The sequence below is a fragment of the Actinoallomurus oryzae genome (assembly GCF_039541955.1).
GTDB classification, from domain to species: Bacteria; Actinomycetota; Actinomycetes; order Streptosporangiales; family Streptosporangiaceae; genus Actinoallomurus; species Actinoallomurus oryzae.
The window spans coordinates 96187-122211 of the sequence record NZ_BAABHF010000038.1 but is presented as its reverse complement, the minus strand read 5'-3'; the positions used below and the strand labels follow the sequence as shown (position 1 = coordinate 122211).

At 69.5% G+C, this 26025-nt stretch carries 26 protein-coding genes; 8 read left to right on the top strand and 18 right to left on the bottom strand.

Annotated features, from left to right (window positions below; genetic code table 11):
• Positions 1-18 precede the first annotated feature (18 nt).
• Together ABEA10_RS30545 and ABEA10_RS30540 are read right to left on the bottom strand one after the other, a co-directional pair.
• Positions 19-1455, bottom strand: coding sequence for a CNNM metal transporter family protein (locus ABEA10_RS30545; protein WP_345469777.1), 1437 nt, complete (start codon positions 1453-1455; stop codon positions 19-21).
• Positions 1452-1664, bottom strand: coding sequence for a hypothetical protein (locus ABEA10_RS30540; protein WP_345469775.1), 213 nt, complete (start codon positions 1662-1664; stop codon positions 1452-1454). Before ABEA10_RS30540 ends, ABEA10_RS30545 begins: the two co-directional genes overlap by 4 nt.
• Before the next feature lie 1049 nt (positions 1665-2713).
• Between ABEA10_RS30540 and ABEA10_RS30535 the strand changes: the two genes are divergently transcribed.
• Both ABEA10_RS30535 and ABEA10_RS30530 read left to right on the top strand, forming a co-directional pair.
• Positions 2714-3970: an SLC13 family permease gene (locus ABEA10_RS30535; RefSeq protein WP_345469773.1), complete on the top strand. Its 1257-nt coding sequence runs from the start codon at positions 2714-2716 to the stop codon at positions 3968-3970.
• A 24-nt stretch (positions 3971-3994) separates the two neighbouring features.
• On the top strand, positions 3995-4744 hold the full coding sequence (locus ABEA10_RS30530) for an aquaporin (protein ID WP_345469771.1): 750 nt from the start codon (positions 3995-3997) through the stop codon (positions 4742-4744).
• 151 nt (positions 4745-4895) lie between these two features.
• On the opposite strand, the gene ABEA10_RS30525 is transcribed toward ABEA10_RS30530, so the two are convergent.
• The 3 genes from ABEA10_RS30525 to ABEA10_RS30515 form a co-directional block, all read right to left on the bottom strand.
• A complete protein-coding gene (locus ABEA10_RS30525; protein WP_345469769.1) occupies positions 4896-5510 on the bottom strand; it encodes a hypothetical protein in 615 nt (204 codons plus the stop codon).
• A gap of 222 nt (positions 5511-5732) precedes the next feature.
• On the bottom strand, positions 5733-6035 hold the full coding sequence (locus ABEA10_RS30520; protein WP_329244153.1) for a hypothetical protein: 303 nt from the start codon (positions 6033-6035) through the stop codon (positions 5733-5735).
• A gap of 372 nt (positions 6036-6407) precedes the next feature.
• A complete protein-coding gene (locus ABEA10_RS30515) occupies positions 6408-6698 on the bottom strand; it encodes a hypothetical protein (RefSeq protein ID WP_345469766.1) in 291 nt (96 codons plus the stop codon).
• A gap of 91 nt (positions 6699-6789) precedes the next feature.
• On the opposite strand from ABEA10_RS30515, the gene ABEA10_RS30510 reads away from it, so the two are divergent.
• The gene (locus tag ABEA10_RS30510; protein ID WP_345469765.1) at positions 6790-7692 is read left to right on the top strand and encodes a hypothetical protein; all 903 of its coding nucleotides are present in this window, start codon (positions 6790-6792) and stop codon (positions 7690-7692) included.
• Between the two features lie 150 nt (positions 7693-7842).
• Here the strand turns inward: ABEA10_RS30510 and ABEA10_RS30505 are convergent, their stop codons facing one another.
• The 10 genes from ABEA10_RS30505 to ABEA10_RS30460 form a co-directional block, all read right to left on the bottom strand.
• Complete coding sequence (locus ABEA10_RS30505) at positions 7843-8127, bottom strand: hypothetical protein (protein ID WP_345469764.1); 285 nt, start codon at positions 8125-8127, stop codon at positions 7843-7845.
• A gap of 1105 nt (positions 8128-9232) precedes the next feature.
• The gene (locus tag ABEA10_RS30500; protein ID WP_345469762.1) at positions 9233-9559 is read right to left on the bottom strand and encodes a hypothetical protein; all 327 of its coding nucleotides are present in this window, start codon (positions 9557-9559) and stop codon (positions 9233-9235) included.
• A gap of 251 nt (positions 9560-9810) precedes the next feature.
• Positions 9811-10197, bottom strand: a complete 387-nt coding sequence (locus ABEA10_RS30495) for a hypothetical protein (protein ID WP_345469760.1) — start codon at positions 10195-10197, stop codon at positions 9811-9813.
• Between the two features lie 2 nt (positions 10198-10199).
• The gene (locus ABEA10_RS30490) at positions 10200-13619 is read right to left on the bottom strand and encodes a polysaccharide biosynthesis protein (protein WP_345469758.1); all 3420 of its coding nucleotides are present in this window, start codon (positions 13617-13619) and stop codon (positions 10200-10202) included.
• Between the two features lie 50 nt (positions 13620-13669).
• The gene (locus tag ABEA10_RS30485; protein WP_345469756.1) at positions 13670-14437 is read right to left on the bottom strand and encodes a polysaccharide deacetylase family protein; all 768 of its coding nucleotides are present in this window, start codon (positions 14435-14437) and stop codon (positions 13670-13672) included.
• Positions 14434-15411, bottom strand: coding sequence for a glycosyltransferase family 2 protein (locus ABEA10_RS30480; protein WP_345469754.1), 978 nt, complete (start codon positions 15409-15411; stop codon positions 14434-14436). Before ABEA10_RS30480 ends, ABEA10_RS30485 begins: the two co-directional genes overlap by 4 nt.
• Positions 15408-16487, bottom strand: a complete 1080-nt coding sequence (locus tag ABEA10_RS30475) for a GNAT family N-acetyltransferase (RefSeq protein ID WP_345469752.1) — start codon at positions 16485-16487, stop codon at positions 15408-15410. The genes ABEA10_RS30480 and ABEA10_RS30475 overlap by 4 nt, the downstream gene beginning before the upstream one ends.
• Entirely contained in the window at positions 16487-17293 is an 807-nt protein-coding gene (locus tag ABEA10_RS30470) for a glycosyltransferase family 2 protein (protein ID WP_345469750.1), read from the bottom strand. The genes ABEA10_RS30475 and ABEA10_RS30470 overlap by 1 nt, the downstream gene beginning before the upstream one ends.
• A 677-nt stretch (positions 17294-17970) precedes the next feature.
• Positions 17971-19260 carry a HAMP domain-containing sensor histidine kinase gene (locus tag ABEA10_RS30465; protein WP_345469748.1) on the bottom strand — a complete coding sequence of 430 codons (1290 nt, stop codon included), beginning with the start codon at positions 19258-19260 and terminating at the stop codon, positions 17971-17973.
• A 99-nt stretch (positions 19261-19359) separates the two neighbouring features.
• Positions 19360-20040 (bottom strand): response regulator transcription factor, encoded by a 681-nt coding sequence (locus ABEA10_RS30460; RefSeq protein ID WP_329244120.1) that lies wholly within the window; start codon positions 20038-20040, stop codon positions 19360-19362.
• A 31-nt stretch (positions 20041-20071) separates the two neighbouring features.
• On the opposite strand from ABEA10_RS30460, the gene ABEA10_RS30455 reads away from it, so the two are divergent.
• From ABEA10_RS30455 to ABEA10_RS30445, 3 genes are read left to right on the top strand one after another with little or no spacing between them, the layout of a single operon-like run.
• Positions 20072-20521: a WYL domain-containing protein gene (locus ABEA10_RS30455; protein ID WP_345469746.1), complete on the top strand. Its 450-nt coding sequence runs from the start codon at positions 20072-20074 to the stop codon at positions 20519-20521.
• A 60-nt stretch (positions 20522-20581) separates the two neighbouring features.
• Complete coding sequence (locus tag ABEA10_RS30450; protein ID WP_329244114.1) at positions 20582-21355, top strand: SDR family NAD(P)-dependent oxidoreductase; 774 nt, start codon at positions 20582-20584, stop codon at positions 21353-21355.
• A gap of 10 nt (positions 21356-21365) precedes the next feature.
• Positions 21366-22130, top strand: a complete 765-nt coding sequence (locus ABEA10_RS30445; RefSeq protein ID WP_345469743.1) for a crotonase/enoyl-CoA hydratase family protein — start codon at positions 21366-21368, stop codon at positions 22128-22130.
• Between the two features lie 55 nt (positions 22131-22185).
• Here the strand turns inward: ABEA10_RS30445 and ABEA10_RS30440 are convergent, their stop codons facing one another.
• Positions 22186-23070: an oxygenase MpaB family protein gene (locus ABEA10_RS30440; RefSeq protein WP_345469741.1), complete on the bottom strand. Its 885-nt coding sequence runs from the start codon at positions 23068-23070 to the stop codon at positions 22186-22188.
• Positions 23071-23208: 138 nt separating this feature from the next.
• On the opposite strand from ABEA10_RS30440, the gene arfB reads away from it, so the two are divergent.
• Positions 23209-23637: an alternative ribosome rescue aminoacyl-tRNA hydrolase ArfB gene (gene arfB / locus ABEA10_RS30435; protein WP_345469739.1), complete on the top strand. Its 429-nt coding sequence runs from the start codon at positions 23209-23211 to the stop codon at positions 23635-23637.
• 20 nt (positions 23638-23657) lie between these two features.
• Here the strand turns inward: arfB and def are convergent, their stop codons facing one another.
• The gene (gene def, locus ABEA10_RS30430) at positions 23658-24200 is read right to left on the bottom strand and encodes a peptide deformylase (RefSeq protein ID WP_329244103.1); all 543 of its coding nucleotides are present in this window, start codon (positions 24198-24200) and stop codon (positions 23658-23660) included.
• Between the two features lie 89 nt (positions 24201-24289).
• Positions 24290-25219, bottom strand: coding sequence for a DivIVA domain-containing protein (locus tag ABEA10_RS30425; protein ID WP_345469737.1), 930 nt, complete (start codon positions 25217-25219; stop codon positions 24290-24292).
• Between the two features lie 263 nt (positions 25220-25482).
• Here ABEA10_RS30425 and ABEA10_RS30420 point away from each other — a divergent pair, with 263 nt between their 5' ends.
• Positions 25483-26010, top strand: a complete 528-nt coding sequence (locus ABEA10_RS30420) for a gamma carbonic anhydrase family protein (protein ID WP_345469736.1) — start codon at positions 25483-25485, stop codon at positions 26008-26010.
• Positions 26011-26025 lie beyond the last annotated feature (15 nt).

Below are 26025 nucleotides of genomic sequence, written 5' to 3'. Positions count from 1 at the left end.
GCGTTCACCCATCTACGATCACCAGGAGTTCTCCGATTCTCTTTTGAATTCCCACCACAAGAGTGAGTACTCCGCCCCCTGGACGGGGTAGATGACTCGCAATCGGTCTTTTCCGGAGACCGCGGTGCGGGTGAGTTTCACCGTCTCCTCCGGGATTTCCGTACCGGGGCCGACCAGGGCGACTCTGCATTCACGGATGGCGATGCCCAGGTCGGCTTCGCGGTCGGACATGACGGCGATGTCGTACTCCCGGCAGGGCAGACCGATGGTCTCCTGCCACATGTAACATCCATCGAGCTCGGCGAACGCCCCCGTGTCGGATTCGGCCTCGACCTCGTACAGGAAGGCCACCAGGGGGCGGACCGGCATGTCGTCCTCGGCCTCGGGCCAGCAGCTCTCCGGAAGGGGCTGCCCCTGGATCAGCCAGATCGCGTGCTGGCCGTTCCCTTCCCAGTCCGATTCTTCGATCGACACGTCGACGCTGCCCACCCACTCGGAGATTCTGTTCTTCAGGCCGAGCCGGTTGAGGGCACTGGTGTCCTCGTCGAAGATCGCATCGAGCGTGCCGGTCATGGACTCCAGGCGTTCGGGCGTCGGCAGCACGTGCATGGATTTCAGGGTGATGACCGGCGGCTTTCTGAACATCGAGTTGCTGTCGACGTATCCGTACACGTGCGCGTGGCGTCCGTACAGGAACAGGATCAGGAACTTCTTGCGGATCGTGGCCGCCCCGCTCCGCCCGATCGACAGGTTCGTGGACAGTTTGTCCAGGGCGAAGCCGTACAGGTGGGCAGAGGTGTTGTAGTGCGCGGACCTGCTCGGCAGCAGCATCCTCTCGTGGCGGAACGGCGTGATCCTGCGGGCGAGCCCGAACAGCTGGTCGGTGGGGCCGGGCAGGCCGAGGAGGGAGATGGCCCGGATCGCGGTCCACACGAACTTGCTGTATCCGAGGAAGGCCTCGGAGTTGGCGACCGCCAGCCTCTTGGGGGTGACCTGGGAGAACCAGAGCACGGTCAGCGTCACGAAGCACAGGCTGAACCAGAAGGTCACCGAGTGATTACGGGTTTCGCCGTAGAACGGGACATAGATCCAGTCGTACGAGGTCGCCAGGCTGGCGAACGACACGATGAGCACGACGAAGACCTGCCGCTGGGCGAAGAAGAAACCCGAACGCCGCTGTATCGCGCTCAGGAGTTCCCGCGTTCGCCGGTCGCTGACCTGAGAGGCGTCCTTGTCGAGCAGGTCCGCGACCGCCAGCTCCATGCCCTCCGCGAAGGACAGGAGCACGAGGAGGGCGACCGTCGTGATGGCCAGCAGCAGAGGAGTCGAGTCGTGTTCGTCCAGGTGCCGCAGCAGCGTCGAGACCCAGATCGCGAGGAGCAGCACCCAGGCGATCCACAGGATGAGCGAACGCCCGTAGGACAGGATCCTTGCCACCGTCTCCCGTGACTTCATTCCTCGCCTCCGCCGAGTCTGAGGTTCGCGATCTCATCGGCCAGCCGTCTCACCTGGTCGGCCAGCTCTTCGAGCTGCCGGCTGATGTGTTCGAGGCCTTCGTAGGTCTTGAAGTGCGGTGGAGGTTGCTTGCGGGGTGGTCCGACGTGGACCTGTCCGGGGCGGGGGCCGGGGTTTTCGGATTCACGTGGCGCTTTCCAGTGAGTCATCTGCGCTCCGGGAATGACAATTCGAGGAACCCGTCATGTGGCCGGCCGGCCTGGGGGAGATGCCCGGTCTGCGGTCGATCACTCGCCCCGCCTTGCCATACCTTCAATTTGACATCAATCGGCGCGAAAGCAAGCGAACGCGTGAAATAATCGAACGCAAGAGGTGTACATGTTATAACAAAAGGGGCATAATGTGTCGCCGGGAGCTTTTTAGTGGCCATTAATCCCCTGACCTAAGTGCATATTATGAGCCGCCCCGAGTTCCGTCGCGGCTTCTCGCGGCGTGATCGCCGGGGTCGGTCGCGGCTCGTCCGGCCGCCGTGGTCCCGCACGCGTCGTCGATCATCTTCCCCGGTCGCGGGCGTATCGCCTGCGCGATCCGTCGGGTCGCGTTTGCCGCGGTGGCGAGATGACTAACTGTCGACAAGTGCATGACCAGATCAGTCAGGGCAGCATCACCGGCCAAATAAAACGGCAGGTTGAAAGTTGTCGTCAAAGTCGGCGCGGAGCGTACCTTTTGTCGCTTTTCGGCGGCAGATTGTGCGGTCGATATCCGAGCTATATGGCGGATCGGGGGATCCGTGTGGCGGGCTATAGGGCGACATGGTGTCCATGGCCGGTTTCGCGGAGAAAGTACCGTCCGGCGATCGGCCGATCGGCGCGGCGGGGCGAATGCGGTTTCCGTGAGGTAGGGCATCCCGTTTCGAAGGATCTTCGCAGGTGAGAGACTTGAGCGGAGCCTGAGAATCATTGGAGGACATGCTGAGGGTCGCCATCCATTGGACGGGTGTGGCGATCAGACGGAGAGAAACGGACGTTCATCGCCGGAGAGGTCTGCGGTTACGGCGTAAGCGAACGGGCGCTCGGCTCGAACTCATTAAGAGCTCCGTTAAGCGTCGTGACTGAAAATCGCGCAGATGTCTCATCCAACACGCCCCGAGTGCGTACGAGCCTGCCCGCATCAAATGCGGTCGCCGCAAGACCGTGGTTTTGAGTCGCTCGGGCGACAGGTGCATTGATCAGACCCAGAGACTGATCGTGAGGTCGACATGAACACCGCGATTTCCATCGTGCTCCTGATAGCGGTCTTAGGCTTCGTCGTGGCCCGTCCCGGAGGTCTTCCGGAGGCCACCGCCGCGGCGCCGGCGGCGGTCCTGGTCGTGACGTTCGGGCTGGTGCCGGTGCACGCGGCCTGGCACGAGATGGGTGCGCTCGGGCCGACAGTGGGGTTTCTCGCGGCCGTCCTCGTCCTCGCCCACCTGGCCGATCGCGAGGGCGTCTTCGCCTACGCCGGAGCCGTGGCGGCCCGTTGGAGCCGAGGCTCCCCGCAACGCCTGCTGGCCAGGGTCTTCGCGATAGCCGCGACGGTGACGGCGACGCTCAGCCTCGACGCCACGGTCGTCCTGCTGACTCCCGTCATCTTCGCGACGGCCGCCACGGCGGGCGTCCGGCCGCGACCGTACGTCTATGCGTGCATCCACCTCGCGAACTCCGCGTCACTGCTGCTGCCGGTCTCCAATCTGACGAACCTGCTGGCGTTCTCCGCCAGCGGGCTCAGCTTCGGCGACTACAGCCTGCTCATGATCGCCCCGTGGTCCGCGGTCGTCGGGGTCGAATATCTGATCTTCCGCTGGTATTTCGCGGCCGATCTCGATGCCCGGCAACATTCGTCGACCCTGGTGCGCACGAAGGCACCGACGGTGGCGATCGTGGTGCTCGTCCTCACCCTGCTCGGCTTCGGCCTGCTGCAGCCCTTCGGCATCCATCCCTGCCTGGTCGCACTGGCCGGTGCCGGGGTGCTCACCGTCCGGCGGCTGCGCGGACTGCGGGCCGGCGAGCGCCTGAGCGTGGTCAGATCGATGGCCGTCGCGACCAATCCCGCCTTTCTGCTGTTCGTGATCGCACTCGGCCTGGTCGTGCTCGCCGTACGGCGGAGCAGCGCGGGCGAACTGGTCGCCCGGATCGTGCCGCACCACGGGAGCTTCCTCGGGCTGCTGACCGTCACGGTCATCGCCGCGGTCCTCGCCAACATGCTGAACAACCTGCCGACGACGCTCGTCCTGGTGCCGCTCGTGTCGAACTCGCCGACTCTGGTGCTGGCCGTCCTGCTCGGCGTCAACATCGGTCCCAACCTGACCTATGTCGGCTCCCTCGCCACGCTCCTGTGGCGCCAGCTTCTCCGCTCGCATGACCACCCACCCGACGTACGGGACTTCCTGCGGCTCGGAGCGCTGACCGTGCCGGCCTGCCTGATCGCCGGGGTGCTGACGCTGTGGCTCAGCCTGCGCGTGCTGGGCAGGCACTGACATGTCGGCGATGGCGGGTGCGCGGTGAGCGGGGGGCTGTGGCGGCGGGCCCTGGCCGAGTTCGTCGGTACGGGACTGCTGGTCACGGTGGTCATCGGCTCGGGGATCATGGCCGCACGGCTGTCGTCCGACCCGGGCCTGGCACAGCTGGAGAACGCCTCAGCGAGCGCGGCCGGGCTGACCGCGCTCATCCTGTTCCTCGGGCCGGTGTCCGGTGCCCACTTCAACCCGGTCGTCTCCCTCATCGACTGGGCGCTGGACCGCAAGACCCGCGGTGGCCTGTCCGGCCTGGACCTGCTGGTCTACCTGCCGGTCCAGATCGCCGGCGGGATCGGTGGCGCGATCCTGGCCAACGTGATGTTCGCGCTCCGGCCGGTCAGCGCCTCGTCGAAGGACCGTTTCAGCGGACACCTGTGGCTGGGAGAGGTGGTCGCCACCGCGGGCCTGGTGGCCCTGATCTTCGCCTTGGCCCGCTCAGGCCGTACGAACCTCGCCCCCGCGGCGGTCGGCGTCTACATCGGCGCGGCCGGCTGGTTCACGTCGTCGACCTCGTTCGCCAACCCCGCCGTCACCATCGCCCGGGCCCTCAGTGACACCTCGACCGGCATCGCTCCGGGCTCGGTGGGACCGTTCGTCCTCGCCCAGCTCGTCGGCGCCCTCATCGGTGGCGTGCTCGTCGTCCTGCTCTATCCGAAGGCGGTCGGCGAGACGGGCGTCCTCGTTCCGCACGGCGATTCCGAGTCCGACGACCCGGCCCGGGGCGTCTCCGCCTGAGCCCGTTCGCGAGCCGTCCATCCCCATCGGCGGACGGGGAGAACGAGACATCGAGTAGGGCGCCGGAGTCGGTCTCCGGCGCCCGAAAATCAGCTGGTCAGGCGTAGGTGCTCCTCAGTCTGCGCCGGTCGTTCGCCGGCGCGGGGCGTCGTCAGGACGTCGGAGTACCGTCGCTGAAACTCTCGTCGTTGCCCCGGCTGCCTGCGCCGGTGGCACCCTGGTAGTCGCGCGGGGCGTTCTGCCGATCGGTGTTCGCGCGGGTGCCGCCATCGTCCCTGGCGGCCGCGCGCCGGTCGTAGGCGTCGCTCCGGCCCGCCGGACGATCAGTGGTTCCCTCGCTGGCTCCGATGCCCCGGCCATCGCGGGCGTCGGCGCCGCGGGCGCCGCGAGCGTCATCGCCCCGGACAGCGCGTGCGTCACCGGCCCGGCCGGCGCCTGGGCCACCGCCTGGGCCACCCGGGTCGCGGCGTCGTGAGATCCGGTCGGCGTCCGAGAAGCGTCCGCGCTCCGGCCGCGCTACCGCGATCGCACGGTTGTTGTTCTTGTTGTAGATGTAGATCCGGATGAAGATACGGGGACGGTTGTGGTTCCCGTTCCAGTTCCGGTTGTGCGAGCGGTGGTGAAACCGGAAGTGGTGACCATGGTGACGATGGTGATGCGAACCGCGCACGAGATCGACTTGAGCATTCGCGGGCGAGTTTGCGAGCAGGGCGCCGGCGGCTGTGGCGATCACCAGGCCGATATAGGCGCTTGTCTTGTTCAGCACGTCGGTTCTCCTTATTGCTCGATCCGCCCTTGAGCTCGTGAATCAGCGCTTTTTTGAAGGCGCCCTTTCGGTAGGCTCCGGGAAGGGCGCCGGAGTTGTTACCCCGACGCCCATTCCACGTGGGCGGTTTAGCGACTCAGCGGCGCATGGCCGCTCTTTTGGCGTGAGTCACTGACGAGGCTGTATGACAGCTACGTCGGTCGTTCCGCCGTCAGACCTCGATTACTTGCCCTTCTCCTGCTGGCGCTCAATGATGAGCGGGCGCCGGTCTTCCTCGTCGTTGCGCGCGACCGCGATGTTGTTGTTGCGGTTGTGGAGGCGGAGCCGGATGTGGTTGAGGTTGTCGGACTCGTTGCCGTTCCAGTTCCGGTTCCGGGCGTGGTGGAAGAAGCTGGAGTGCGAGCTGGCGCAGCAGCCGCCACCGCCCCACGCGGGCATCGACGCGAACGCAGGCACGCTGGTGGCGACGGCACCGCCGGCTGCGGCGATCAGCAACCCGGTGACGATGCTTTCCTTCTTAAGCACCTTAAGGTCTCCTTCTTGATCGGAATGGCGCGATAGCCTCATGAGCCGGCGCTCCTATTGTTCCGATGAGCGCCGCATTTTCTAATATTCCCAGGCGCCTTCGCGGCAACATGATCGACGGGTAAGATGACAACAAAGAGCGATAGGGAATAAATTGAAGGGCGCCGGAGTGAGCCTCCGGCGCCCTGTACGTGATGACTCATTGATTTTAGATACGCCGCGCCGAGTTGCCGGTGCGGTCAGACCTGATTCCTCTGGTGGGCACCGGACCGGACGATTAGGCCGGTTGGCGGTGACCCGTTGACCGGGCATCAACGGAACCGTCCATCAGCCCGTGGTCCAGTCGCTTTCCTACGGATTTACGAGAACCGATTACTTGCCCTTCTCCTGCTGGCGCTCCAGGATGATCGGACGCTGGTCCTCATTCCGAGTGCGCGCGACCGCGACGTTGTTGTTCCGGTTGCGGAGGTGGAGCCGGACGTGGTTGAAGCCCTCGTTCTCGCTCCCGTTCCAGCTTCTGTTCCGGTTGCCGTGACCGAATGAGGAGCAGGAGGAGCCGCAGCCGCCCGTGAGGACCTGCGCGAACGACGGAACGCTTGTCATCACGACGCCGGCCGCCGTGGCGACCAACAGACCGCTGGCCAGGGTTGTCTTGCTGAGCATGTTGTATCTCCTTGTTATCGGAATTGCGTGATGGCTTCTGACGAACCGGCGCTCCGGCGTATTGGAGTGCCGTATCCGCCATCACATTTATATGGTCCGCAGCAAATGGTTGCTGCCTGCGGCGATAAAGATCGAAATCGGTCAGGTGGCGAACGGCCGGCTGCGCCCTGATCGCGCCGGGTCCTTCGCCGCGTCAGCGACGCCTGCGGTGTTCGCCGTTCCTGCCGTGTTCGGCGCTCTTGCCGTGCCCGCGCTCTTCGGTGCGACCGGCGTTCTCGGCGCGACCGGCGTCATCCCCCCGGACATCCTCACGTCCGCGGGCGTCACCGCGGGCGTCGTCGCGTCCGCGGGCGTCACCGCGGGCGTCATCGCGTCCGCGGGCGTCACCGCGTCGGCGCGGTTCGCCGGTCGTGTCGACCCCGGCGAACTCGGGCGCTCCGACGCCGCCGTCAGCGCCGACGTCGCCACCGCCACCCGGACCGCCCGGACCGCCGGGACCACCAGGACCGCCGGGACCGCCCGGACCGCCGCGAGGCGGAGGAGGCGGACCGCCCGGGTCGCCACCGGACCGGCCGAGGATGAGACCGTCGAGCGGATCACGGTTGCCGCTGGTTCGCGCGACGGCGATGTTGTTGTTGCGGTTGTTGATGTGGAGCCGGATTCGATTGAAGCCCTCGTTCTCGCTCCCGTTCCAGTTCCGGTTGCGGTGGTGATTGAAGATGTGACTGCGGGAGTGAGCGCCGCAGCAGCCACCCCCCCACATCGGAGCCTGGGCGAGCGCCGGGAGGCTGCTGCCGATGATGGCCCCGGCCGCGGTGACGGTGAGAAAACCGCCGGCCGTGAGCGTCTTCTTGAGCATGATCGATATCCTTCTTTCTCGGAATGGTGCGATGGCTTTCGCGGGCCGACACTCTTGGTGGCGCGAGGAGTGCCGCTTCTTCTTTCGTTCCCTCATGCTCCAGTGGTAGTGCGGTTCACGCTTGATGCGTGGTAAATAATGTGCGAACCACCAAAGCCGATGAGAGCGTGGGAAAGTGGCGCCCGTGCCCGAATTCCGAGGCGGGCGAGTTAACCGGCCGGGGCGGCCCGCGAATACACGGACTGCTACCCCGAGATATCCAACTTGTCCCTAGTGGTGCTGATCTCAGCCGCCGTCCGTAGGCCTGATGATCTCCGCGCCGTCGTTGCGGCGGTTGTTGCCGCGCGTCCGGGCGACGGCGATGTTGTTGTTGCGGTTGTGGAGGCGAAGCCTGATGTGGTTGAGATTCTCGTTCTCGCTCCCATTCCAGTTCCTGTTGTGGTTCATCACCAGGTGAGTCTGGGAGTGTCCGGCGAGCGTCGGTGCGGCGAACGCGGGTGCGCAGGTGACAAGGACGCCGGCGGTTGCGGTGATCAGCAGGCCGGCAGCTGCGGCCGTCTTCTTCAGCACGTTCGATCTCCTTCTATGTCGGAACGGTGCGATGAATCTCGCGAATAGACGCTCTCGGATCTTTCCGGGAGTGCCGCGCTTTCTAACATTCCCCGGTGATTTCTGGGCAAGATAATCGACGGGTAAGATGATGTTTATAAAGAGCTTACGTAGCGCTAAGTGCGAGGGCGCCGGAGTATTTACTCCGGCGCCCGATATACGCGGATTCTATGGGTTGAGCGAGATTTGCAGGAGTTTATGAAATGGATCCGGCGGCCGGGCGACGAGAAGGGCGGAGCGCGTGATCGTCCCTGGTGCGCCGATCCGTGCTCACCCGGTAGGCGCGCCGTCGCGTCCCCGGCCGACACCTGCGCCGCCCGCGCTGGTGGCGCCCGGGTCCGTGCTGCCTGCACCCGCACCCGCGTCTACGCCGGCGGTGCCGGTGCGTGTGCCGTCCGCGCCTGCGATCCCACTTCCGGGGAGCGCCGCGGTCACCCTTGGGCCCCGTCGCCCAGGTGACACGAGGTCGCGCCCGTGCCTACGGTCGCACTGCCTGGGTGGCCCGCGGCCACGCCTGCGGTCCCGCTGCCCGCGTGCGCGTTCCGTGCCGGGGCGCGTGTGCCGGCTCTCGGGTGGTCTCCCGCGATCGGGTCCGTATCCCCGGCGGGCACTCCGGGCCGGACTTCTCGACGGCAGGGCCGGGCGATCACGGTCCGGGCCCGGTTGCCGTTGCCGTTGTATTCGTGGATTCGGATGAGGATCCGGGGGCGGTGCCGGTCGCGGTTCGGGTTCCGGTCCCGGCCGTGTGAGCGATGACTGTGACGATCGTGGTCGTGCCGGCCCTGAAGAAGATTCGTCAGGGCGTCCACCGGTGCGCTCGTGAGCGGAGCGCCGGCGGCTGCGGCGACGGCCGGCGGGAGAGAGGCCTTTGTCCTTGTGAGCACGTTCGCCCCCTTACCGCCGAGATCGGCTGTCCGGTTGCTCGCGGTGGCGAGCGAAGGGCGCCGGAGTCGTCACCCCGGCGCCCGATGTTCGCGGGCGACTTGGCGACTCAGCGGCCGGTCGGCCGCTTCATGCAAAGAGTCGCGACGCGGCTGGAGTGACAGCGGCGTCCGTCGTCCCTGTGTCAGCCGTCGAGGCCCCCGAGGCCGAGCCCGCCGCCGATGCCCAGGCCAAGACCGTCATCGCGGCGGTCACCGCGGCCGTTCGTGGCGACGGCGACGTTGTTGTTCCGGTTGTGGATACGGAGCCGGATGTGGTTCAGGTTCGAGTTCTCGTTGCCGTTCCAGTTGCGGTTGTGATGCCGAGAGAAGTGACGGAAGGAGCTGTGTGCGCCACAGCAGCCACCACCGCCCCACGTTGGAACCTGAGCAGACGCGGGCGAGCTAGTAAGCAGAGCGCCGGCGGTGGTGGTGAGAAGCAGACCACCGATGGCGCACGTCTTCTTCAGCACGTCGGTCTCCTTTTTTGGTCGGAATGGCACAATGGCCCTCACGAACCGGCACTCCCTGAATGTCCAGGAACGGTGCCGTGCTTTATAGCATTCCCCGCCCCTTTCTCGGCAAGATAATCACAAGGTAAGATGACAACAAAGGGCAGCGAATTGCTGAAATGGGAGATCTAGCCGCTTATCGTACGAGCTAGCGCGCAATGTCCGAAAATGAGCGTTATGGGAATCGCCGAGAGAAGGGGACTCCCGGCCGGTCAGGATTCGTGAGCGGGCTCCCCGGGAGGCGGGGCGGTGGCGGGCTCGACCGGCCGGACGCGACGCCGCAGCACGACGGCGGCGACGCCGAGGGCCGCGCAGGCGATCGCCGTCGCGACGACGCCACCCCGCGGCGACCAGCCCGCGGTCACCAGCATCACCTCGGCGATCGCCCCCGCCAGCGCCACGGACGCCGTGCCCGCCACGATCGCGCGGGCGAGGAGGTCCAGGCCGCTCAGGAGCAGCGCCACGCACAACGCCGGCGTGAACAGGACGAAGACCAGCGTCAGCGGGCCGGTCACCGGCGACCGTACCCCGGCCAGCGTGAGGGCCGCGCCGGTCAGGCCGGCGACCGCGAGAGTGCCGAGCAGCAGCAGAGCGCGCATCACTACCCCAATATCAGGAATCGCTCGACGATGACGACGGCGAGGACGATGACCAGGAAGCTCGACCACACCGTCAGTGGCTGCAGGCGCCACGTCTCGCCGGGACGGATCCGGATCCGCAGCACCTCGCGGGCGACCAGGATGACGATCAGCAGCGGGAGGGCGCACAGGCCGATCGGGGTCCACGTCGTGTGCCGGACGCCGAAGTGCGGGGCCCTGGCCGGCGGCGCCGACGCTCCCGGCGGCGGCTGGCGCAGCGCGTACACGGCCGCGTCCTCGCTCACCGTCACCGGGCGCAGCTGCGGCGAGGAGGCCAGCGCGGCGCGCATGCGGTCGGCGTACGACAGCGGCAGGCCGTAGTTGAAGTGGTTGTACGCCTCGTTGCCGCGCGTCGTGATGAAGTAGCCGCCCGGCCGGTCCAGCAGCGCGTGCATGATGTCCGTCAGGTCGGACGGGTCGGCCGGTGCCTTCACGGCGGAGTAGTCGAAGTGCTCCATCTTCGTGGCGCCCCACGGCATCATCGGGAAGTATCCGGCGTCGTCCGCGGGGTCGGCCAGCCACACCACGTTGATCATGCCGCGCGGCGTCTCCTTCAGCATCGTGTTGAACGCGCGGACGTCGGCCGGGTGCACCTCCTCGAAGTTCTCGTTGCCGAAGCGCACGAACAGGAAGCCGCCGGCGATGAGGAGCCCGCAGACGGTCGCGGTGAGCACGGCGAGCGTACGGCGCGGGGCGGTGAACGTCGTGGGGAAGAACAGGTACGCCGCCAGGACGCAGGCGCCCGGGATCACGAACAGGTACACGCGCAGGGCGATCTCGCCGCCGTAGTTCTGCAGGCCCGCCGCGAGGAACGGCACGGCCAGCAGGACCAGCGCCACCCGGTCGTCGATCCGCCGCAGCCGCCGCCGCAACAGGCCGAGCGCGGCGACGATCATGACGGTGGCGGCGATCAGGATCCGGCCGGTCTGGACGGTCGCGAGGCTCTCGCTGCCGTTGCTGACCCGGCCCGCGACGCCGCCGGTGAGGTTCGACAGCAGCGCACCCATGCCGGAGAACAGGTCGCCGACGTGCCCGGCCCAGTACGCCGTGGCCATGAAGCTCACCCACGCGGCCGCCATGACGCCGAGCAGGATCGGCAGGCCGCGCAGCGTGCTCCGTCGTACGAGCACGAGCGCGCCGCACACGAACAGGATCAGGAACGGGGTCAGCTGGTGGCTGGCGGTCGTGACGGCGAACACCGCGACCAGCACGAACAGCAGGACCGTACGCTCACCGACCGAGCTCGCGGCGGGCGGCCGCTCGCCGGGGGCGAACGGGCCGCGGACGAACGAGCGCAGCTTTCCGCCGCCCGCCGCCCACGCCGCCGGACGTGCCTGCGGCCGGAACCAGTTGAGCAGAATGCCGATGAACACCAGGTACAGCAGGTAGCCGAAGCCCTGCGGCGAGAAGTAGTCCTGGCCGACCCAGTCGGCCGCGGCGAACAGCCAGATGGCGAGCCACTGCGCGCGCCAGTTCGCCCGCATCACGCGCAGGATGAGGTACATCGGCGCGAGATAGAGCAGCTGGCTGGCCACCGGCGCCCAGTGCAGGAGGGGTTCGATGTTGTGAATCCCGGCGGCACGCGTGACGAAGGCGATCAGCGCGAAGAAGCCCGGCCAGCTGAACCGCGCGTCGAGCGCGTAGTCGGCGGCGCCGGTACGGCTGATGTACTCCACGAACCCGTTGTGCTGCCAGGCCGTCTCCGGCCGGGCGTACGTCTCGAGGGCGGGCGCCAGGCCGTGCAGCGACATGATGATCGCGACGAGCTGGAGGAACAGCAGCACGCGGTACTGGCGGCGCAGCCAGAGCGTGAACATGAACGCCGCGACGAGCAGCCCGCCGCCGACGAACGTCGCGATCGGGAGCACGGACACCAGGCCGTACCCGTCCATGCGCAGCATGTTCACGTGGCGCAGCGGCACCCAGTAGAGGCCGAGGCCGGTCAGGAACAGCGCCCAGGCGATCAACGCCCCCCACGGCCGCCGGCCCGCGGGTTCGGCGGACTCCGGCACGTCGCCGGGCTCGCCGGGCTCGTCCCGCACGATGCTCACGGAGGCGCCCGACTGGGCGAGCGGCACGGGCTGGGCGAGCGTGTCGTCCTCGTCCTCCAGCAGGGAGACCGGCGCGGCCGGGATCGGCTTGACGGCGCGGAGCAGCGCGGGCAGCACGGCGACGGCGATCGCGACGGTGACGGCCAGCACGGCGTACCCGGGACCGGCGACGTCGTGCCGGTCGCTGAGCAGGAGCACGAGCGCCAGGACGCCCGCGAAGCGCACGGCCTGCAGCAGGGCGATGAGGCGGGTCCGGCGCTGCACCCGCAGCACCCCGATGAACAGCTCGATCAGCGCCTTCGGCAGTGCCGCGAGCGCGAGCAGGCGAAGCAGCGGCGCGCCCTGCTCGGCGTAGCCGGGACCGAACAGCGACAGGCCGGGCTCGGCGGCGAAGAAGATCACCGCGGTGATCGGCACGAGGATCAGCGCCATCCGCCGCATCGCCGAACGGGTGGCGACGGCCAGCCCGTCGGCGTCGAAGGCGCCCTCGACCGTCAGCGACATCGCCATGTTCACGGCGAGCACGTCGACCGTCGCGCCGAGCACCCAGGACATGTAGAAGTACGCGTTGTCGCTCGCCGAGAGCGTGGTCGCGACGACGACCGGCACGAGGTTGCACAGCGCGTAGTAGAAGAGCGTGCCGGTGTAGTCACCGGCGAGGTAGCGGCCGATCTGCCCGCCCGAGGGGATCGGCCGGTCGCCGCTCGTGTCCTCGACGTGCCGGGGGATGAGCCGACGCTGCACGAGCGCCTCGACCGGCAGCAGCACCGCCACCGCGGAGACCACCCACGACACCGTGATCCCGTCGCCCGGCAGCGAGCTCGCCAGGGCCACCAGCAGCATGATCTTCAGGCACGCGAACAGGGTGTTCTTGCCCAGCACCCACGTCGCCCGCCGCAGCCCGGTGAGCAGGCCGTCCTGGGCGGTGAACAGGCTCCAGGACACGACCGCCAGCACGAAGAACAGCCCGTGGCGCGGCGTGGCCAGGCGCGAGAACGACGGGCCCCACCACCGCAGCGTCAGCAGGAACCCCACGGCGAGGGTGGCCGCCGCCAGCACGCCGGCGAGGTAGGTGCGCAGCGCCAGGGCGCGGGTGCGCGGGCCCATCTCGGGGATGAACCGCATGAGGATGAAGTTCAGCGCGGTCAGCCCGCCGAGGAACATCATCGCCTGGTTCTGCGCGGACTGCCGCCCGACCTCGGCCGGGTCGTAGATCCGCGCGGCGAGGAGCCAGTAGCCGAGCCCCAGGACACCGGTCAGGCCGCCGTTGATCATGAGGGCGTACGCGTTGCGGAACAGCGGGTTGGACAGCTCACCCCGGAGCGCCATCATGCGCTTCAGTCTGGTGTCCTCCCGGGAACGCGCAAGGACCCGCGGCCGCGTCACGCGACTCCCCGCAACCGCCGGGCGGCGTACCGGGACCGGCGTACGACGGCGTACCCCTTGGTCAGCAGGTGGTCGGTACGGAATCCCCGGCCTTGGAGGGCCTGTTCGAACCCGTCGAGAGAGGTCGTCGCGCGTACGGTCAGCCGGGGCACGGCGAACCGCTCGTCCCGTCCGGTCATGACCGCGTTGGCGACCGCGCAGGCCGAGGTGTAGCCGCACGCGCGTACCTCGCGGCGGACCCGCGCGCTGGAGTAGCCGTACGGGTAGGCCATGGTGTGCACCGGGCGGCCGAGCCGCTCCTCCAGGAGCCCGCGGCTGCGCCGCAGCTCGTCGCGCAGCGCCGCCTCGCCGAGCTGGTCGAGCTGCGCGTGGCTGTGCCCGTGCGCGCCGATCTCCACGCCGGCGGCGGCGACCTCCGCGGTCTGCCGCCAGGTGAGCATGCGGCCGGGCGGCGCCCCCGCGGCGTGGCGCCCGGCGTCGTTCAGCCAGCCGGTGGTCACGAACAGCGTCGCGGCGAAACCGTACCGTTCGAGCACCGGCAGCGCGTGCTCGTGGAAGTCGGCGTAGCCGTCGTCGAAGGTGATCACTACGGGGCGTACGGCGGGGCGCGTGCGTTCGCCGAACGGCAGCGGCGTGTGGCCGTGCTCCTTGAGCCAGGCCATCTGCTCGGCGAACGCCTCGGGCCGTACCGCCAGCCGGTCGGAGCCGCCGATCGAGTGGTACATCAGCACCGGCACCGCGCCGGCTCGTGTCGCGTCGTTCACTGTGCCTCCCGTTCGCGCCGGCCCCCCCGGCCGGTGCGGATGCTCATCGACGGCGGATGGCCGTCGCGCGCCAGGAGCGACCCGGCGGCGTAGCCGAACGTCGTGAACGTCAGTCCGGCGACGATCGAGGCCGCGCGACCGAGCCCCGACGGGTCGCCGGTGACCGCCGCGCGCAGTCCGCGGACGACGCCACGGGGCAGCGCCACCATGGCGTGCCGGCGTTCGCTGGCCAGGCCGTCGCCGACTCCCACACTCCGCGTCACCAGCGCCTTCGACAGCCCCTCGGCGTAGCAGCGGCTGCGGAAGTAGGCGAAGCGCGCGCGTTCGGCCGGGACGCGGTGCCAGATCACCGCGTTGTCGTCGTACAGCAGGACGGTCTCGGGCGCGGCCTGCCGCAGACGGATGCAGAACTCGGTCTCCTCACAGCCGAGCGGCCGTCCGCTCGCCGTGCGCCCGATGCCGCTGCGAAAGCCGCCGGCCACGTCGAAGACCTCGCGCCGGAACGAGGCGTTGCCGCCCATGAGGTTGCGGATCGGCCCGCGGACCATGCCCCGGTAGGTGCAGCCGACGACCCAGGCGAACTCCTCGGGGAACCAGCGCGGAACCGCGCCGTCCCACTTGGGAAGGGTCAGGCCGCCGACCCCGGCGACGTTCGCGCCGTCGTACCCGCTCGCCATCGCGGCCAGCCAGCCGGCCTCGGCGACGGCGTCGTCGTCGAGGAAGGCCACGACGTCGCCGGCCGACGCCGCGACGCCGGTGTTCTTGCCCCCGGACAGGCCCTGCGGCCCGGAGTTGGGGATCACCTTCACGTCCGGCAGCGCCGGCCGGAGCCGGCCGAGCAGCGCCGGGTTGTGGTCGACCACGAGGATCACCTCGTGCGCCGCGAGGCTCTGGGCCCGTACGGACGCGACGGCGGCCAGCACGTCGTCCCACCGCTTCTCGGTGTAGGCGCAGATGACCACGGAGATCTTCACGCCGCGTCCCCGGCGTGACCGCGCAGCCGCGCGTAGGTCTTCAACACCCGGTCGGCCCGTGCGTACAGGGCGGGATGGGCGAGGACGGCGCTGCGCGCCCGGCGCACCGGGGTGCCCTTGACCCAGTGCAGCCCGGCGGCGGCCGAGGCGCGGGCCACGCGTCCCTCGGCGATCGGGAACTCCCCGTTCTTCAGCCAGTCCTTGTACTCGCGTCCGCCGCGGCCCATCGCGATCTGCGTGACGCCGGCCTCCGCGGCGGCCTCGGCCATCCGCAGGTGACCGATCATGCCGGGGGAGTACTTGGCGAACTCCGGGTCGTACGCGGGGAACCAGCCGGCCATCACGCTGCCCGTACGCAGCCCGAGGTGGGCCGAGACCGGGCGACCGCCGGCGCGCAGCACGCTGAGCACGCCGGTGCCGGTGGCGTGCAGGTGCTCGGCGAGCGCGACGATCCATGCCTCGGCGAACCGGTCCGTACGGCCGGTGCGGCGGTACTGGGCGGACTTCCATGCCATCAGCCGCCGCAGCTCGGCCGGGTCGGTCTCCGCGAAGGTGTAGGTGACCTCGCCGGCCTCGCGGCCGAGCTTGCGCTCCTTGTAGCGCACCGTCTTGATCGTCTTGGGCGAGCGTTCGCGCGCTTCGTCGGCGTAGGCCGCGAAGCCCTCACGAAGGTCCATGACGGGTTCGGCGCGGGTCTCGGCGTGGTACGGCGCGAAGGCGGTCTGCTCGGCGAGCAGATGGTCGAACTCCCACACCGAAAGACGACAGGCGCGCAGCAGCGCGCGTACGTCGAACTCCAGGTCGGCGGGGGCGATGAGGCCCTGGCAGTCGGTCAGCCCGGCACCGATCGGCCGGCCGATGCCGAGCACGTGCCGCTCGTACGGGAAGAAGCCCGCGACGCCGCCGCCGTCGCTGAGCACCGCCACCCGCGCGCCGGCGCGGAACCGGCCCACGGCCAGCGTGAACTCGGGGGACAGGAAGGGGTTGGCGAGGGTGGGGGTGGAGGCCTGGAGGCCGCGCCATCGGCGCAGCTCGGCTTCGCCGAGTTCTTCGGGACGGATGACCTCGATCCTCATCAGCCCGCCTCCTCGAAACCGGGCTCGTAGCGGGGGAGGACCGGGGGCGGGGGCGTGCGGCGGCCGCGCATCATCGTGCGCAGGACCCGCAGGCCGTCGCGGCGCGCGTTGAGCTTCGACTCGCCCGACCTGCGGTCGAGTTCGTGGCTCGGCACCTCCGCGACGCGCAGGCCGGCGGTGATCGCGTTGACGCACAGCTCGGTCTCGATCTCGAAGCCGTCGGCCTCGAGGCCGAGCCGGTCGACCACCGAGCGGCGCAGGGCGATGTAGCCGTAGCACAGGTCGGTCCAGCGCACGCCGTACAGAACGTTGGCGAGCCGGGTCAACCACAGGTTGCCGGCCCGGCGGAGGAGGGTGAGGTCGTCCGAACCGCCGCCGACGCAGTAGCGGGAACCCTTGACGACGTCGAACCCGCAGCAGATCAGCGCGACGAACGCATCGATCTCCTTCGGGTCCATGCTCCCGTCGGCATCGATCGAGACGATCACGTCGCTGGTGGCGGCCTGGAAGCCGGCGCGCATCGCGGCTCCCTTGCCGATGGGAGGTTGCTCGATGAGGACGGCGTCCGGGCGTAGCTTGCGGACGATGTCGGTGGTGCCGTCGTCGGACTCGCCGTCGACGATGATGATCTCGTTCACCCCGGAGAGCCGGGGCAAGAGCCATCGAAGATTCTCGGCCTCGTTGAGCGTTGGGATGACGGCGGAGACCGTCGGCCAGGAAGCGCGGTGGCGTGCGGCGTCGAGGTGGTGCAGGACCGCGCCGGATTGCATGCCGTCGGTGAGTTGGACAGAGTCCGGCTCGTGCATTTGGGTGCCCCCGTTTGGCAGATCGATGCTCGGAGAACCGGGGTTCTCCAGCCGAGGCTCGTGCGGGCTGACACCATCGATCGTCGGGCGCGGGGTACGGAAAACCCTCCCCCGGCTGACGCAACCGAACTACGTCACCGGGATGGTTCCACTAGGTAATCGCCCTATTGCAGATGGTTATGAACCATTCCCTGACCTGGGTGAACGTCGAGCGTCGTCATTCCGGGCGTGCGGCTATTTGTTCGGTCAAATACCCCAAAAAGGGGCGGCCTGTCGAACGTCTGGAGGGCGCGCTCTGATCGAGCGACAAAGCGCGCTTCGCGGCGGACCGGCGCGAGCGCGACGGCGCGGAGTGGACGTGAAAGAGGGGGCGGGCCGTGCGTGGGTCAGCGCAGGGCCCGCCCCCGGGGGCGGGTATCCGGGTTGGCTCGGGAGGCCGTGCGGTGACGGGGGGTCGCGTACGGCTCGGGAGGTTTCACTGTGAGGTGCGTCGGCGACGACGCGGCGAACGCCCTGGCGGGTGAGCGCTTGCCCTGGGGGGAGCTCATCGCCGACGCACCTCCCCGGATGTGGAACAGCCCTTGTGAACGTCCCTCACGTTAGGGCCGCCGGCGGCCTTCGTCTGCGTCCTTAAGGTCCCGTTAAGGAGGATCTAAGTGAGACATAGCGGACGCGGCTCACAACCGTCGCGCGTCCGCCGCCGGGAGCCAGATCTGGATCTGGGCGCCGCCGAGTGTCGAGCGGTCGATGCGCACGTCACCGCCCGCCGCCTTGGCCATGCGGCGCGCGATGTCGAGTCCGAGGCCGGTCGAGCCGCCGCCGCTGGCTCCCCGGCGCAAAGCCGTGTCAGAGTCGTCGATCCCCGGGCCGGCGTCGGCGACCAGGATGACCACCCGGCCGACGCCCTCGTACAGCGTCACCACGAAAGCCGTCCCCTGGGGCGTGTGCCGGAACACGTTGCCGAGCAGGGAGTCCAGTACGGCGCTGAGCTCGCCCCGGGCGACCGGGACCGCTACCGGGTGCTCGGCGCCGACCAGCTCGCAGTCGCGGTTCTGGTCCTCGGCCAGGGCCGACCAGAACTCCATCCGGTCGCGCAGGACCTCGGCGGCGTCGCACAGCGCGCGCTGCTGCTTCGGCCGGCGCGCCGCGCCGATGATCCGGTCCACCTCCTCCTCCAGGCGCTGGACCGCCAGGCGGGTCTGCTCGGCCGCCGGTTCGGGGCCGAGGGCGGCGGCGTTCAGGCGCATCGCGGTGAGCGGGGTGCGCAGGCGGTGGGACAGGTCGGCGACCAGCTCCCGTTCGGCGGCGAGCAGCGCCTCGACCCGGTCGGCCATGGTGTTGAAGGCGCGGCCGGCCTCGCGCAGCTCGGGTGGTCCCTGCGGGTCGATCCGGGTCCGCAGGTCTCCGCCGCCGAGGATCGTGGCCGCCTTGGCGAGCGTGCGCGCGGAGCCGACGACGCGGGCGGCCAGGCGGTCGGCGACCACCACGGAACCGAGGACGAGCGCGGCGGCGACGCCGGTGAGCACGATCCAGGCGGACCGTACCCCGCGTGTCAGGTCCTCCTTCGGCAGGTACACCTCGACCACCGTCGTCCGGTCCTGGTCCAGGGCGACCGGCTGGAGCAGCACGTACCCGCCGGCCGCGCGCGCCGAGAACGACCGACCCCGCGCCATGGCCGTCTGCAGGTCCGCCAGGTGCGCGTGCGTGGTGCCGATCGTGGCGCGGCCGGGCAGGTGCACGGCCACCCGGCCGGCCTCTCCGGCCTGGGTGCTCGCGACCGCTCGTTCGATCGCGGCGCGGTTGGTGGAGATGGCCAGCGCGGGGGCGAGCGAGCCCGCCTGCCGCTCGGCGTCGGCGAGCGCGCGGTCGCGGGCGATCTCCCGCACCATGAGCCCGAGGGGGACGAGGAAGGCGAGTGCGACCATCGACGTGACGGCGGCCGACACGAGTGCGAGGGACCGTCTCATGGCACCTTCTTCGTCGGAGAGATGAGACCAGGTACACGTGCCTTTTGATTCACTCGCTCCGCTCGCTCATGGGCGGCTCATCCGATGCTCGTCACCGGCTCATGCGGGCGGCAGCAGCTTCACGCCGACGCCGCGGACGGTGTGCAGGTAGCGGGGGCGGGAGGCGGTCTCGCCGAGCTTGCGGCGCAGCCACGACAGGTGGACGTCGATCGTCTGGTCGTCGCCGTACGACTGGCGCCAGACCTCGGTGAGCAGCTCGCGCCGGGAGACCACCTGACCGGCGCGGAACGCCAGGTGCGCGAGCAGGTCGAACTCGCGGCGGGTCAGGTCGAGCGGCGTGCCGTCCAGGAAGGCCTCGCGCGCCTCGAGGTCGACGCGCAGCCCGCCCACCTGGCACGTACGCGGGGGAGCGGACCGGCCGCGGGCGCGGCGCAGAACGGCGGACAGCCGGGCGATCAGGTGCTCGGCGGAGAAGGGTTTGACGAGATAGTCGTCGGCGCCCGCGTTGAGCAGCCGGACGACCTCGGTCTCGTCGTCGCGGGCGGTCGCCACGACGACGGGGACGTCGGAGACCGCGCGCAGCATCTTCAGCGCCTCGGCCCCGTCCAGATCCGGTAATCCGAGGTCGAGGACCACGACGTCCGGCGCGTCCTGCGACACCTCGCGCAGGGCGTCGAGCGCCGTGCTCGCGCTGCGGACGGTGTGGGAGCGCTCGGTGAGCTCACGAATGAGTGCAGAGCGTACGAACTGGTCGTCTTCGACGACTAGTACATTCGCCATATTCCGTAGCCTAAGGGGCAGCATGGCACCCGTGCGGCGTGTGATGACTTATGTGACGGTGTGGGGCGGAGCGACCGCGCTCGCCATCCTGCTCGTCTGGTTCGGCGCCCGTCCGGTGCTGCACAACGCGGTCTTCGGCGAACCGCCCGCCGCCCGGCCTCTCGTGGGCGGGCGGCAACCGGTGAACCCGCCGCCGGTGACCGCCTCGCCGCCCTCCGACTCCTCCACCGTCGCGACGCCGTCGCGGACCCCCTCGCCGACGCCGCGCGACCGTACCTATGCCATCCACGGAGGCAAGGTCGTGCTGTCGGTGACGGCGACGGCGGCGCGCCTCGTCTCGGCCACCCCGAGCCCCGGATACGAGATGCGGACCTGGCACGGCGAGGGCTGGCTGCGGGTCGACTTCACCAAGGGATTCCAAAGCTCCAGCCTGTTCGCGACCTGGAACGGTCACGCCCCGGACGTCCGCGTCGTCGGGTGAGCCGCCGAGTGATCGACGTCACCAGAATGCGGTTCGGTCCGCTCCGGTAACCTCCTGCTTATGGATGTCAACGGAGCTGCAGCCATCGTCACCGGCGGCGCGAGCGGGCTGGGTGAGGCCACCGCACGCGACCTGGCCGCACATGGCGCCAAGGTAGTCATCGCCGACCTCAACGAGGACCGCGGGAAGGCCATCGCCGACGAGATCGGCGGTGTGTTCGTCAAGGTGGACGTCTCCGACGAGGCTCAGGTGCAGGCCGCCGTCGACGCCGCCGTCGCCACCGGCGCGCCGCTGCGCGTCGTGGTGAACAGCGCCGGCATCGGATGGGCGTCGCGCACCGTCGGCCGGGACGGTTCGCCGCACGACCTCGCGTCGTACAAGAAGGTCATCGAGGTGAACCTCATCGGCACCTTCAACGGCATGCGCATCGGCGCCGCGGCGATCGCCAAGACCGAGCCGCTGGACGAGTTCAACACGCGCGGCGTGGTCATCAACACCGCGTCCGTCGCCGGCATCGAGGGCCAGACCGGTCAGGTCGCCTACTCCGCCTCCAAGGGCGGCATCATCGGCATGACCGTGCCCGCCGCTCGCGACCTCGCCGCCATCGGCGTCCGCGTGAACACCATCTGCCCGGGCATCATCGACACGCCGATCTACGGGCAGGGCGAGCAGGCCGAGGAGTTCAAGAAGAAGCTCGCCGCGCCGGTGGTGTTCCCCAAGCGCATGGGCCGGGCCTCGGAGTTCGCCCACCTGGTGCGCTCGCTCGTGGAGAACGACTACGTCAACGCCGAGACCGTCCGCTTCGACGGCGGTATCCGCTTCCAGCCCAAGTGAGGTCCGCGCCATGTCGGATGCAGTTCTGACCGAGGTCGGCGACGGCGTCGCCGTCATCACGATCAACCGCCCCGAGGCCAGGAACGCCGTCAACGGCGCGGTCGCCAAGGGCATCGCGGGCGCGCTGGATGAGTTCGACGCGCGCAAGGACGTGTCGGTTCTCGTGCTGACCGGCGCGGGCGGCACGTTCAGCGCCGGCATGGACCTCAAGGGCTTCCTGACCGGGGACAGCCCTCTCGCCGAGGGCCGCGGCTTCGGCGGCATCGTCGAGCGCCCGCCGGCCAAGCCGATCATCGCCGCCGTCGAGGGGTACGCCCTGGCGGGCGGGTTCGAGCTGGCCCTGGCGTGCGACCTGATCGTCGCGTCCTCGGAGGCGAAGTTCGGGCTGCCGGAGGTCAAGCGCGGTCTCGTCGCCGGCGCGGGCGGCCTGCTGCGCCTCCCGCGGCGGATCCCGTACCACGCCGCGATGGAGCTGGCGCTGAGCGGCGACCACTACCCGGCGTCGAGGCTGGCCGAGTTCGGCCTGGTCAACCGGATCGCGGAGCCGGGTGAGGCCCTGGCCACGGCGCGCGAGTTGGCCGCCAAGATCGCTGAGAACGCGCCGCTCGCCCTCGCGGCCACCAAGCGCGTCATCGTCGAGTCGCCCGACTGGGACAGCGCGGAGCAGTTCGCCAGGCAGGGCGAGATCATCAACCCGGTCTTCGGGTCCAAGGACGCGTTGGAGGGCGCCGCCGCGTTCGCGGAGAAGCGCCGTCCGTCCTGGTCCGGCGAGTAAGAGTCCGCGCGGGCTCTGACGTCTCTGTCTGAGGGCGGCCCGCTCCGGGTCGTCCTCAGGCGTTCTTGGGCATGCGCCGGCGCAGGTCCCTCAGGTAGTGGTCGCGCGGGAAGGTACGGACGCGCAGCGGCAGGCGCGGGTACACCAGCCGCAGGGCGGACATGAGCAGGTGGAAGCGGGCCCGCCGCGCCCGGTCCCAGCGCCAGCCGTACTGCCGGCGGATCGGCTCGGGCATCAGCCCGGCGGTGATGAGGCGGATCGCGGCCAGCCCGGGTTCGTTCAGCGCGCCGCCACGCAGGCGCGGGTGCAGCACCTGGTGGGCGACGGCCCGTGACGCGTCGCTGATCCGCAAGGACGCGAGCGTCCTGGCGTAGTACGCGCGGAAGTCGGAGTAGGTCGCCGGCATCATGGCGTACGGGCAGCCGAGGATGGTCGCGTAGATCTTGGTCTGCTCGTAGTAGGCCGCCCGCTCGTCATCGGAGAGACGGCGGAAGAGCAGCTCGTACGCGTGCACGGCCGTGGCGAAGAGCGTCGCGGCCACCCACACCTGAAGCTCCGGGTCGTTCGCCGTGTAGCCGGGTCCGGTGACCCGGTCGTGCATGCCGCGGACGATCCGGCTGAGCCGTTCGGCCTCGGTACGGGCGCCGAAGCCGACCGCGTACACCCACTGCATGGTGCCACGCAGGCGGCCGAACGGGTCCTCGGCGGTGTGGCTGTGGTCGAAGACGCCCTGGGCGATCTTCGGATGGGCGGTCTGGAGGAGCGAGGCCGCGCCGCCCGCCGCGATGAGGAACCCTTCGCGGCCGATCACGCGGATCAGGTCGTCGTCGCGGAAGAGGCCGTCGTGGCCGGCCGTCGCGTCACCGGGGGCGTCGCTCGTGGCGCCGTGAGCCGGGCGACCGCCCGGCACGCCGCCGGTCGCGAGGTCGTCGGGGAACATTCCCTCATTGTAAGTAACCACTTTCTTGGCTGGCCAGAGCGCGTCTGAGGGATGCCGGAGGACGCTCGGGTACGTCGCGGCGCGCCGGGCGGGAAAAGCGGACGACATCCGGGGCATGGACTGGGGATAATCGGAGCTATGTCCGGCCCAGTACGTGTCCGCGGCTCGGTGGTGATCCCCGACTCCGAGCTGAGCTGGCGATTCTCGCGTTCGTCGGGGCCGGGCGGGCAGCACGTCAATACGAGCGACACCGCCGCCGAGCTGTCCTTCGACGTGGCGGGCTCGACCGCGCTGCCGGAGCCGTACAGAGAACGCGCGCTGCACCGTCTCAGCGGCCGGCTGGTGGGCGGCGTGCTCACGGTCCGGGCGGAAGAGCACCGTTCCCAGCTGCGCAACCGCGAGGCGGCCAAGGCGCGCCTGGGGGCGCTGCTCAACGAGGCGACCGCGCCGCCGCCCAAGGCGCGCCGCCCGACCAAACCGAGCCGCCGGGTGCAGGCCCGCCGCCTGGAGAACAAACGCCGCCGCGGTGAGCTCAAACGCGGCCGCTCGGGCCGGTTCGACGACTAGTTTCGGCTTCTCCGGCCGGTCTACGAACTCCAGGTGGCCGAGCGTACGGCGCGCAGCGCCTCCTTGCGGGTGGCGCCCTTGAGCGTGTCGACGTACAGCTGGCCCTTGAGGTGGCCGGACTCGTGCTGGAGGCAGCGCGCGAAGTAGCCGGTGCCCTCGATGCGCAGCGGCTTGCCCGTCATGTCCACGCCCTCGACCACGGCGTGCGCGTGGCGCGGGGTGGCGAACCGCAGGCCGGGCAGCGACAGGCAACCCTCGTCGTCGTCGAGCAGCTCACCGTCGGCCGCGACGAGCGTGGGGTTGACCACGTGACCGACGTGCCGCCGTCCGGCGTCGTCGGCGCAGTCGTAGACGAAGACCTGGAGTGACACCCCGATCTGGTTCGCCGCGAGACCGGCGCCGTCGGCGGCGTACATCGAGGCGAACATGTCATCGATCAGCCGCTTCAGGTCGGCGTCGAACGTCGTGACCTTGTCACACTCGACGCGCAGCACGGGATCGCCCATGTAACGGATCGGGCGTACCGTGCCCGGGCCCGGGCGGCGACGTCGTTCAGCTCCCACGAAATCAAGACCTTAGTGCGCCCGCGGCGCGAACGCCGAACCAGGCGATCACCCCGGCGGCCGAGAGGCCACCGGGGTGATGCGGGAGCTCACTCGGCGGGCTCGCCGGCCGGCGGCATCGGGATCACGTGCGGCGGCTCCGGCATGTTCGCCGGCGGCATCGCGTGCGCCCCCTGCGGCTGGCCGTGCGGCTGCGGCGGAACCGGTTGCGGCGGGAACGGCGGCTGCTGCGGAGGCTGGGGGTGCTGTGCCTGCGGCTGGGCATGGCCGCGGGGCGCGTCGGGCTGGTGGTCCGGGCGCTCCTGGCGGTCGTGGCGGGAGGCCTGGGCGATCTCCTCGACCATCTTCTCCAGCGGACCGGCGCTCTCCTCGGCGCGAAGCAGGACCGAGAGCGTCTCGCTGATCTCGCTGAGCCGTCCCAGCGCCTGCGAGTGCTGCCGGGTCAGCTGGGTCAGCCGCTCCGTGGCGTCCTCGTTGATGGCCGACGCGCGGCGCTCGGCGCTCGTCAGGGTGCGCTCGGCCTCGTTGCGGGTGTCGAGGAGCAGTTGGTCGGCCTCCTGCTTGGCGCTCGACCGGATCCGCTCGGACTCCTGCTTGGCCGCCGCCAGCATGTGGTTGGCGTTCTCCTGGGCCTGGGCGACGGTCCGCTCGGACTTGCCCTGAGCCTCGTCGACGACCCGCTTGGCCTCCCGCTCGGCCTCCTGGCGGATCTGGTTTACCTTCTGGTCGGCGTCACCCAGCTTCGACTGAGCCTCTTCCTCGGCCAGGTTGATGATCTGGCGGAGGCGTTCGCTGAGGTCGTCACCGGTGGGCCGGCGGCTCTCGCGGACCTCGGCCATCTCACGGCGGGTGCGCTCGACCTCGTCGAGGGCCCGGGACAGCCGTGCCTCAAGCTCGCGGATCTGGTTACGAGTGCGGGCGATGTATTCGTCGACCTGGCGGCGGTTGTAGCCGCGCATGACGATCTCGAACGACTCCTCCCGGAGGAGGTTTGGCAGAATCTCGGCTTCGTTGCTCATAGGCCCAAGGGGTTGAAGGTAGGTCCTGGACGACTCTCGACGCTTCCACCCCTTCGCGCAAGGGGAATGCGGCGTCTGGTAAGAATCGGTGACACTCCGTTGTCGCGCAGCGGGGGTTTGCAGACGATTTATATCGTCAAATGGCCGTTTCGGGAGGCAGAACCCGTTCATCCGGAGCCGATGTTTCGCACGAACCCCCTGCGCCGTCCGCCGACGGGGGCGGATCGCCGGTCCCCTGCCGGTCGCTTCTACACTCGACGACCGTGGCTGACTTCTACCTTGGCGCGCTGGGCGAACACGAACCGAAGATCCACCCGGAGGCGTGGGTCGCGCCCGGCGCGGTCGTCGTCGGCCGTGTGACGCTCGGCGCACGTGCCAACGTCTGGTACGGATCGGTGCTGCGCGGCGAGGACGAGGAGATCGTCGTCGGCGAGGAGTGCAACATCCAGGACCTGTCCTGCCTGCACGCCGACCCCGGCGAGCCCGCCGTGCTAGAAGACCGCGTGAGCCTCGGGCACAAGGCGATGGTGCACGGCGCGCACATCGAGACCGGATCGCTCATCGGCATCGGCGCGATCGTGCTCGGCGGCGCGCGGATCGGCGCCGGCTCGCTCGTCGCCGCGGGCGCGGTCGTACCCCCGGGAAAGACCATCCCGGCCGGGGTCCTCGTCGCCGGCGTGCCCGGCAAGGTCGTACGGGAGCTGACCGACGACGACCGTGCCGTACTCGCCTACACCCCCGGCGCGTACGTCGAGAAGACCCGCCTGCACCGCGAGGCCCGCTGGATCTGAAAATTACTCGTGATC

Coding starts and splice junctions, on each gene's coding strand:
- ABEA10_RS30545 (WP_345469777.1), bottom strand. CDS start 1,455: ATGAAGTCACGGGAGACGGTGGCAAGGATCCTGTCCTACGGGCGTTCG.
- ABEA10_RS30540 (WP_345469775.1), bottom strand. CDS start 1,664: ATGACTCACTGGAAAGCGCCACGTGAATCCGAAAACCCCGGCCCCCGC.
- ABEA10_RS30535 (WP_345469773.1), top strand. CDS start 2,714: ATGAACACCGCGATTTCCATCGTGCTCCTGATAGCGGTCTTAGGCTTC.
- ABEA10_RS30515 (WP_345469766.1), bottom strand. CDS start 6,698: ATGCTCAGCAAGACAACCCTGGCCAGCGGTCTGTTGGTCGCCACGGCG.
- ABEA10_RS30510 (WP_345469765.1), top strand. CDS start 6,790: ATGGTCCGCAGCAAATGGTTGCTGCCTGCGGCGATAAAGATCGAAATC.
- ABEA10_RS30495 (WP_345469760.1), bottom strand. CDS start 10,197: ATGCGCGCTCTGCTGCTGCTCGGCACTCTCGCGGTCGCCGGCCTGACC.
- ABEA10_RS30490 (WP_345469758.1), bottom strand. CDS start 13,619: ATGATGGCGCTCCGGGGTGAGCTGTCCAACCCGCTGTTCCGCAACGCG.
- ABEA10_RS30475 (WP_345469752.1), bottom strand. CDS start 16,487: ATGAGGATCGAGGTCATCCGTCCCGAAGAACTCGGCGAAGCCGAGCTG.
- ABEA10_RS30470 (WP_345469750.1), bottom strand. CDS start 17,293: ATGCACGAGCCGGACTCTGTCCAACTCACCGACGGCATGCAATCCGGC.
- ABEA10_RS30465 (WP_345469748.1), bottom strand. CDS start 19,260: ATGAGACGGTCCCTCGCACTCGTGTCGGCCGCCGTCACGTCGATGGTC.
- ABEA10_RS30460 (WP_329244120.1), bottom strand. CDS start 20,040: ATGGCGAATGTACTAGTCGTCGAAGACGACCAGTTCGTACGCTCTGCA.
- ABEA10_RS30450 (WP_329244114.1), top strand. CDS start 20,582: ATGGATGTCAACGGAGCTGCAGCCATCGTCACCGGCGGCGCGAGCGGG.
- ABEA10_RS30445 (WP_345469743.1), top strand. CDS start 21,366: ATGTCGGATGCAGTTCTGACCGAGGTCGGCGACGGCGTCGCCGTCATC.
- ABEA10_RS30440 (WP_345469741.1), bottom strand. CDS start 23,070: ATGTTCCCCGACGACCTCGCGACCGGCGGCGTGCCGGGCGGTCGCCCG.
- arfB (WP_345469739.1), top strand. CDS start 23,209: ATGTCCGGCCCAGTACGTGTCCGCGGCTCGGTGGTGATCCCCGACTCC.
- ABEA10_RS30425 (WP_345469737.1), bottom strand. CDS start 25,219: ATGAGCAACGAAGCCGAGATTCTGCCAAACCTCCTCCGGGAGGAGTCG.